Source organism: Arthrobacter sp. ZBG10, from assembly GCF_001238605.1.
In the GTDB taxonomy this organism is placed as follows: Bacteria; Actinomycetota; Actinomycetes; order Actinomycetales; family Micrococcaceae; genus Arthrobacter.
This window is the reverse complement of sequence record NZ_LFQH01000149.1, coordinates 1-314: the sequence shown is the minus strand read 5'-3', so window position 1 is coordinate 314 and position 314 is coordinate 1. Positions and strand designations below refer to the sequence as shown.

Annotated in this window: 1 pseudogene; it reads right to left on the bottom strand. The window is 71.7% G+C overall.

The window, feature by feature from the left end:
• Positions 1-314: pseudogene (locus tag ACU18_RS18965) on the bottom strand (acetolactate synthase); the annotation flags it as partial.

The window sequence follows — 314 nt, the reverse complement described above, 5'->3', positions numbered from 1 at the left end:
GGGCCGGGGGCGCCCGTAGCCGATCGGCCCCACATACGAGGGGGAATCGAAGGACACCGTGCCCTGCGTCCGCCATTCCGCTGCCGCCGGGATGTGATGCCGTTCCAGCCATCCGGTCAGCTGGTCCGCCGCCTCCTGCGTCCAGTCGTTGCCGCCGGTGACAAACAGCGGCTTGCGGGACTCCGCCAGGGCAGCCTGCAGGGCAGCGGCGTCGGTGCTGCTCATCCCGCCGGCCGCCACCGGAATGACGGGGTGGACAGTCGCGTCGATCTGCTGCCGGATGATGTCCTCCGGCAGCCCCACCACCACCGGGC